Source organism: Pedobacter glucosidilyticus DSM 23534 (genome assembly GCF_000425145.1).
Taxonomy (GTDB): Bacteria; Bacteroidota; Bacteroidia; order Sphingobacteriales; family Sphingobacteriaceae; genus Pseudopedobacter; species Pseudopedobacter glucosidilyticus.
In genome coordinates, this window is the sequence record NZ_KE384311.1 from 354,482 (window position 1) to 362,008 (window position 7,527).

The 7,527-nt window shown below is 34.5% G+C and carries 7 protein-coding genes; 4 read left to right on the top strand and 3 right to left on the bottom strand.

The window, feature by feature from the left end:
• Positions 1 to 175 precede the first annotated feature (175 nt).
• The 3 genes from H510_RS0114590 to H510_RS0114600 all read right to left on the bottom strand — a co-directional run bounded on the left by H510_RS0114590 (position 176) and on the right by H510_RS0114600 (position 3,217).
• Entirely contained in the window at positions 176 to 1,078 is a 903-nt protein-coding gene (locus H510_RS0114590) for a hypothetical protein (protein WP_051291265.1), read from the bottom strand.
• Positions 1,079 to 2,257 (bottom strand): acetyl-CoA C-acyltransferase, encoded by a 1,179-nt coding sequence (locus tag H510_RS0114595; RefSeq protein WP_026904988.1) that lies wholly within the window; start codon positions 2,255 to 2,257, stop codon positions 1,079 to 1,081.
• A gap of 171 nt (positions 2,258 to 2,428) precedes the next feature.
• A complete protein-coding gene (locus H510_RS0114600) occupies positions 2,429 to 3,217 on the bottom strand; it encodes a hypothetical protein (protein WP_026904989.1) in 789 nt (262 codons plus the stop codon).
• 749 nt (positions 3,218 to 3,966) lie between these two features.
• Between H510_RS0114600 and H510_RS0114605 the strand changes: the two genes are divergently transcribed.
• The 4 genes from H510_RS0114605 to H510_RS19045 form a co-directional block, all read left to right on the top strand.
• Positions 3,967 to 4,359 carry a nuclear transport factor 2 family protein gene (locus H510_RS0114605; RefSeq protein ID WP_036692978.1) on the top strand — a complete coding sequence of 131 codons (393 nt, stop codon included), beginning with the start codon at positions 3,967 to 3,969 and terminating at the stop codon, positions 4,357 to 4,359.
• A gap of 15 nt (positions 4,360 to 4,374) precedes the next feature.
• Positions 4,375 to 5,343 carry an NAD(P)-dependent alcohol dehydrogenase gene (locus tag H510_RS0114610; RefSeq protein ID WP_026904991.1) on the top strand — a complete coding sequence of 323 codons (969 nt, stop codon included), beginning with the start codon at positions 4,375 to 4,377 and terminating at the stop codon, positions 5,341 to 5,343.
• A 69-nt stretch (positions 5,344 to 5,412) separates the two neighbouring features.
• Positions 5,413 to 6,036: a Crp/Fnr family transcriptional regulator gene (locus tag H510_RS0114615; RefSeq protein WP_051291267.1), complete on the top strand. Its 624-nt coding sequence runs from the start codon at positions 5,413 to 5,415 to the stop codon at positions 6,034 to 6,036.
• 174 nt (positions 6,037 to 6,210) lie between these two features.
• On the top strand, positions 6,211 to 7,527 hold a 1,317-nt coding region (locus H510_RS19045), incomplete at its 3' end, for an IS5 family transposase (protein ID WP_051291269.1).

Here is a 7,527-nt window from a genome sequence, read left to right on the forward strand (position 1 = left end):
TTTGTCACATTGAGCGGAGTCGAAATGTTTACTGACTTACCCAAAAAAGGCTTCGACTCCGCTCAGCCTGACAATATAGTTGCTTTGAGACAACCTCTACTATTTCAATATTAATTAATTGCTATGTAATTGTATAACTTGTATTCTTGAGAAACGAAAATATTACAAATTTGACTTACTTCTGCTGATTAACATTAACAGGTAGAGCCAATTTTGTTGGGTCTATAAACAGTTCATCACTAATATCTGGCTTGTTTTGCAGTTTCACATTTTCTTGCAATTGCCATTTACCATTTTTAAAACGATAGGTATCATAACTTAAATCGGGCCCATACATAGAAGGTATGCCTGCCATTTCTTCATTTGGTACAGCTAAATGATCTAATACAATCAATTTATCATCCTTATCATAACGTAAAAGCATAGAAACGCTACTGCTATAATCAAATATTTTACGGTTTAAGAAAAGTTTACTTTTCGCATCATCCTGTAATACGGGTTTACCAAAAACTGCATCTTTTCCGCTAAAAGATAGTATCTCTATTACTTTAGATGAAGTGGTTAAAGATTTCCCCTTCCATCCTAACAAAATATAATAAGGGTCTTTGATGCCCAAAACCGGTATAATTTGATAATAAACCGCTCCGTACCACTGCTTGTTAGCTAAAATCAAATTGTTATCAAGGATTTCTGAAGTTTTATCTGTTAGCGGAATAAGTTCTAACTGTTGAGGATTATTCAATTGTATAGCGCCATAATACCTAAAAGAGCCATCCTCTAACATCAAAAACCAAGTAAAGAGCTTAAACTTTTTATCATCAGCAGTTTTTACTGTGATGTATCTCGATAAGCTATCAAAAGGATAAGTGAAAGAGTTTTTCTCTTTTAAAGCACTGATTAAAGTTCTTACAAATTGGTAATTCGCTTTGATGCGATTTTGCTCTAGCGAATCGTTAGTCATCACTTCCCCTAACTTTTGAAGGCTAAGCTCGTAACTCTGCATCGTTTCTGGCTTAAGCTGAGCAAAAAGGCTATGAAACCCTAAAAATAAGACAGTTAAAATACTGTAAAACTTCATTTATGTATGATTTTGAATAACTATAGCACTAGCACCACCACCGCCGTTGCAAATACCAGCAACACCATAACGAGCATTATTTTGTTTTAATATATGGATAAGCGTTACCAAGATACGAGCACCAGACGCCCCCAATGGATGCCCCAAAGATACTGCCCCACCTTTAATATTTACTTTATTTTCTGCTAAGCTTAAAGCCTGATTATTTGCTAAAGCTACTACAGAAAAAGCTTCGTTAATTTCAAAAAAATCAATATCTGATATTTTTAAGCTTGCCTTTTGCAATGCCAAAGGAATTGCTTTAGCAGGAGCTGTGGTAAACCATTCTGGACTTTGTTGCGCATCTGCAAAAGAAACAATCTGGGCTAAAGGCGTTAAACCTAATGCTAATGCCTTTTCTTTGCTCATTAAAACAAGTGCTGCTGCACCATCATTTAAGGTAGAGGCATTGGCAGCTGTAACAGTACCGTCTTTTTTAAATACTGGTTTTAGGTTAGGGATTTTGTCAAAAAATACTTGAGAAATTTCTTCATCTGTAGCTATAGCTATTTCATTTCCTTTTTTATCTGTTAGCCTTATCGGGATGATTTCATCAGTAAATAAACCATCAGCAGTGGCTTGTTGAGACCTTTTATAAGATTGTATGGCATAAGCATCCTGCTCTTCCCTACTGATGTTACATTCGCTAGCGCAAAGTTCTGCAGCGCTACCCATGTGGTAATTGTTATAAACATCCCACAAACCATCTTTTACCAAACCATCTGTCAACTGGCCATGCCCTAGTCGATAACCATTTCTTGCTTTATCTAAGTAATAAGGCACATTACTCATGCTTTCCATTCCGCCTGCCACAACAATATCTTTATCTCCCGAGGCTATGGCTTGTGCAGCCAACATCACCGCTTTCATACCCGATGCACATACTTTATTGATGGTAGTTGCCGGAATATCTGGCAAGCCTGCAAATTTTGCCGCTTGTGTAGCCGGTGCTTGCCCAATATTGGCAGAAAGCACATTGCCCATGTAAATTTCTTCTACCTTATTGGCCTCTAAATCAATCTGGTCTAAAGCGCCTTTAATGGCAAAACCACCTAACTGGGTAGCGGTAAAGCTTGCTAAACTCCCTCCGAAACTTCCTATTGGTGTTCTTACTGCCGAAACGATGACTACTTCTCTCATGCTTAAAAATTGGTTGAAGCAATTTAGTGATATTATTGTTGATTTTTAGGGTGGTGTGGAGAATTTGGGGACATCTACCAGCAACAAAGTTTGTTAACTGTAAAAACATTTTGTTCGCAATATCCACTCGGTAATGCAAAACTCATATAAGAGTACTCTTTGACGATATGATTATGGAATCCAACTATAAAATGTTTCTCCTTTTGTTGTAGTAAGTCTTATATTTAATAAGTTTGAGTAATTAATCCCAAACCGTTTAACTAAATCTTTAATTTGCCTTGAATCATTAGCATAGTTAAAAATATAGTATTGTGTGAAATAATAACCTAGATCTTGAACCTGTTTAATTTGTCCGTTTGATTCTATTCTAAAACTCCCGTAATCACCTTGGGAATACAAAACTGGTTTTGCTCCATAAAACTGTAATGAATCAATAAACTTTTGTACTGTAGTAGCTGTAGAAGCTGCATGGTAATGCACTATTCCATAGATAGTATTATTTGGAACTCTACCAAGATTAGGGTTTACAAATTCTACTTTAGCCTGTGTTGGAAGTATCATTTTATAACTATTTTCAGAAACATTTAGCTGTCCTAAAATTTTAGTTACCCCAAAGTTTAATTCAATTTCATAAATTTTATTTGCAAGTCCTTCAAGTTTAATTACTGTTGATGCCGGACCTAATGAAGTTAAGCAAACGCTTGGAATAACTACTCGAATAAAGTTGATAGTTATTTTGTCATTTGTCTGTATAAAAGTTGATTGAATACTATGGTTTAAGCATCCATATATTTTTTCTGTAAAACAGTCTAGAAATAAAGTCCTACTTGTACTATCTACAGTTTCTGACATTTTTATTTTTAAGTTTTCATTAAAATCTGATATCAAAGCCGTATCCGACTTTTTACAAGAGCTTAGTCCTGATAAAACTAATGTTATAAATATTAAATATTGTTTCATTATTATGTTTGAATATATCAATTAACATTGCCACTAAACATTACAATATCGGCAATAAAATAGCAAATATTACTTTATGCGCAACCCACCATAATTAAACCTTGATTTCTAAATCGGCACAAAAAGGTAGATTGTATTAACCTAAAGATATGGAAATTTATTGAAAGCAGTAATCAGTAGAATTGAAATTTGCCTTTTTAAAAGTATTTTAATAACAAGAGTATACAAAGTTCAAAGAGAGCTTTTACAAGTCTCCTCATCATACTGATTTTTCTTTACAGTAGCTCTTACTTTTCCATTTTTTATGGAGTTTTTAAGTGGGACGATGCGCCTGATTGCTGATGCTCATATAAGACCTCAAGCAGTTATACGCATTGTCTTGTCCTGAAAAAACTTTACAATTATTTGGTAAAGGCGGAAAGCTTAAATCATCAACCAAGAAAATTAAAAAGGAGAAATTAAAAGTTCAATAAATAAATAAAAATAGATTGCTCCTTCGTCCCTCATCACCTCATATAGTGCAATGTAGTTTAAAACCTGTAAAAAGCTTTTGTACTTACAGCAAATCATTTTCATCGGCTATACTATGCCTCATCATCAAAATCTTGTTTATTTCTTAACTTAAGTTCATCAATATCATCAAAACTTAAATTAACTTGCTCATTAAAAGCAAATACAAAAAGATTAGTTAAGCATCCTTATATAGCTTAATCTATTTAGGTAAAAACAAATCGATACACAAAAATAACATGCTACTAAACAAAGAGTTAGTACTTCAATTAGAATACAAATTGATAGAAGCCATTAAAACAAGTGATATTGCCTTCTTAAAAAATCATTTACACGATGAGCTTTTTTTTGTAGCACCAGATGGCAGTATCATCACCAAAGCAATGGATATTATGGCTCATCAATCTAGACAGATGCAAGTGGAGTATATAGAACCATTTTTTGAAGATGTAAAAATTATGCAAGATACTGCTGTTGTGCTTGTTGATTATGAAACCAAAGGAACAATGCTAGGAAATCCTATCGAAGGTAGATTTAGGTATATAAGATTTTGGAAACAATTCCATCAAGACTTGAAAATTATTGGAGGCAGCTGCCACCAGTTAAAGCTATTAGAAAACAAATATCAATAATCATCATTAAGACTCATGAAAGCAGCTATTCATCAAAAATACGGATCGCCTGAAGTTGTATTTTTAGCAGAGGTTGAGCAACCTGTACCTAAAGATGATGAACTCCTGATAAAAATTTATGCTTCTACCGTAAACCGTACGGATGCCGGTTTTAGAAGTGCCGAATATGTTATTTCAAGATTTTGGAGCGGCCTATTTAAACCAAAATACCCGATTTTAGGTTGCGAATTTGCAGGTGTGGTAGAGCGTTGTGGACATCAGGTTGTTGGATTTAAAACTGGCGATAAAGTTTTTGCATACAATGATAAAACCTTTGGCGGCCATGCAGCCTATACAACTATTGCTTATACCGATGCTGTTGCCTTAATACCTAAAAACATTGATACATATGAAGCTGCCGCAATTACAGAAGGCTCACATTATGCTCTAAACATCATTAGAGCTGCCAATGTTAAAAAAGGACAAAAAGTTTTGGTATATGGCGCTACCGGAGCTATAGGCTCTGCGGCGGTACAACTTTTGACCTATTTTGGTGCCGATGTAACCGCAGTAAGTAATACTAAAAATTTATCGCTTGTTAAAAACCTAGGGGCTAATGAAGTTATTGATTATGAAAAAGAAGATTTTTTAGCTTATACGCATCAGTTTGATTTTATTTTTGATGCCGTTGGTAAGCTTTCTTTTCATATCTGCAAACCAATCCTTAGCAAGAATGGAATTTATATTTCTACAGAACTTGGCAGCTACGCTCAAAATGTTTTTTTAGCTATGATAACGCCACTGCTAAAAGGTAAAAAAGTTTTATTTCCGATACCTCCGGCTTTATCTAAAGAGGATATAAACTTTTTAGCTACACTTACAGAGGATGGTTATTTTAAACCTGTTATAGACAGGCATTATACGTTAGACCAAATAAAAGAGGCTTACTATTATGTTGCTACTGGGCAAAAAACAGGTAATGTTATCTTAAAAGTTATTGATTAATTATATTTGTGATGATAAAGCTTAAATTATTTATAACAAGGCCTTTAACAAATCACTAATCATAATTTAATGAATTTGAAAGACATTGAAATACTAAAAGATCAATATCTAAAGGAAATGATGAGAATCATGAATTTTTCTGAAGATGAATTTAATGCAATTAAGGCTACAACTATTTTAAAAGCTTATAAAAAAGGTACTGTCTTATTAAAAGAAGGGCAATTTTCACAAAATACATATTACATCATTAAAGGTTGTTTAATAAGCTATCATATTATTGATGGTGAAGAAAAAGTAACTTCATTTTATACAGAAAAAGAAACCTTCTCTCCTTCTTGTATCGTAACAAAAAAGCCTATTGAGCATTATGTGGAATGTATAGAAGATTGTTTAGTAAGTATAGGAACTCCAGAATCAGAAAAATTGATGTTAGAAAAATTCCCTAGATTTGAGAAACTATGCCGAATTTATTCTGAAGAACTTTTGGTTAAACAAAAAACAGCATTTGACCATTTTAAAATTGCCTCGCCAGAACAACGATACTTGGATTTTGTTAATAAAAGACCAGATTTATTACAGCGGGTACCACAATATCATATTGCCAGTTATTTGGGTTTAACGCCACAATCTTTAAGCAGAATTAGAAAAAGATTATTAAAAAGCGAAGTTAACCATCATAAAATAGCTATCTAAAATTTATTTAGCTCTTAGCCAATAAAGTAGTTAAACTTATCATTAATAGAAGTTATTTAGTCGAGCCTTAAAAAGCATATAAAATTATGATTATCAATACTTTGTGTATAGTTTTAATGTTAAATAATTGCAAGATTTGTTATATTTATATCGTAAACCTTGCAAATATTTAAGATGCTTCCCAATAAAAAACCAGAGAATCAAACCAGCCTATTTTTCACTTTTGAGCACACCCTAAACCGCCACCATCCCTTATTTTTACTTGCCAACAAGATAGATTGGAGTGTTTTTGAAAAGGCCTTTGCCCCACTTTATTGTAAGGATAACGGCCGTCCGGCCAAGCCCATACGTTTAATGGTGGGTTTACTGATGTTGAAACATATCCGTAACGTATCAGATGAAAGCGTTGTAGAGCAATGGAGCGAGAACAATTATTACCAATACTTTTGTGGAGAATTTACTTTTGTATGTGGGGCCCCCTGTGAGGCCTCAGAGCTGGTTCATTTTAGACATCGTATTGGGGAAAAAGGAGTTGAACTGATTTTGCAGGAAAGCATCAGGGTTAACGGCAAAGACGGTCATGATGATACCGTGAGTATTGACACCACGGTACAGGAAAAGAACATCACCTATCCCACAGATGCAAAACTGCACAAGAAGATCATCACCAAATGTCAGCAGATTGCATCAGAGCATCAGCTTCCTGTTCGCCAAAGTTATACCCGTACTTTGAAAAAATTAAGCAGAGAGCAAAGGTTCAGAAACCATCCCAGAAACAAAGCAAAAGCAAGAAAGGCAGATAAAAAGATAAGAACCATTGCAGGCAGGTTGGTAAGGGAACTGCAAAGGAATTTACTGCCTGGCTCCAAACATCTTGCAAGTCTGGAATTGTACAAAAAGGTGCTGGCTCAAAAAAGAGCAGATAAGGACAAGATTTACTCGTTGCATGAACCAGAAACCTGTTGTATCTCCAAAGGGAAGGAACACAAGAAGTATGAATTTGGCAATAAAGCTTCATTTGTAAAAACCAGTAGTGGAGTAATCGTTGGTGCGTTAGGTTTCAGGAACGAATATGACGGACACACTTTGGAAGCGACACTCAAACAGGTTAACGAACTGGTGGGTAAATTGCCTAGGTTTGCTACAGTTGATAGAGGATACAGAGGTAAAAGCCAAATAGGAGAAACACAAATACTCTTACCCAAAGCACCTAAAAAGAACATCAGCAGGTATCAGGCTAATAAACTTAGAAAGTTACATCGCAAAAGGGCATCCATAGAACCCATTATCGGACACATCAAACAAGATCACAGATTAAACCGCAACTTTTATAAAGGAATAGTGGGCGATAATATCAATATTATGCTTGCTGCTGCTGCTTTTAACTTCAAAAGGATGATGAATAAATGGAAATCATCTTTTGCCAGCTTCTTTTTACAATGGCAGCTCCTTCTAATGTGGGTATTTGATAAACTGACCAAAAAAAATCTG

Excerpts from the sequence above, each read along its gene's own strand:
- H510_RS0114590 (WP_051291265.1), bottom strand. The coding sequence starts at position 1,078 with ATGAAGTTTTACAGTATTTTAACTGTCTTATTTTTAGGGTTTCATAGC.
- H510_RS0114595 (WP_026904988.1), bottom strand. The coding sequence starts at position 2,257 with ATGAGAGAAGTAGTCATCGTTTCGGCAGTAAGAACACCAATAGGAAGT.
- H510_RS0114600 (WP_026904989.1), bottom strand. The coding sequence starts at position 3,217 with ATGAAACAATATTTAATATTTATAACATTAGTTTTATCAGGACTAAGC.
- H510_RS0114605 (WP_036692978.1), top strand. The coding sequence starts at position 3,967 with ATGCTACTAAACAAAGAGTTAGTACTTCAATTAGAATACAAATTGATA.
- H510_RS0114610 (WP_026904991.1), top strand. The coding sequence starts at position 4,375 with ATGAAAGCAGCTATTCATCAAAAATACGGATCGCCTGAAGTTGTATTT.
- H510_RS0114615 (WP_051291267.1), top strand. The coding sequence starts at position 5,413 with ATGAATTTGAAAGACATTGAAATACTAAAAGATCAATATCTAAAGGAA.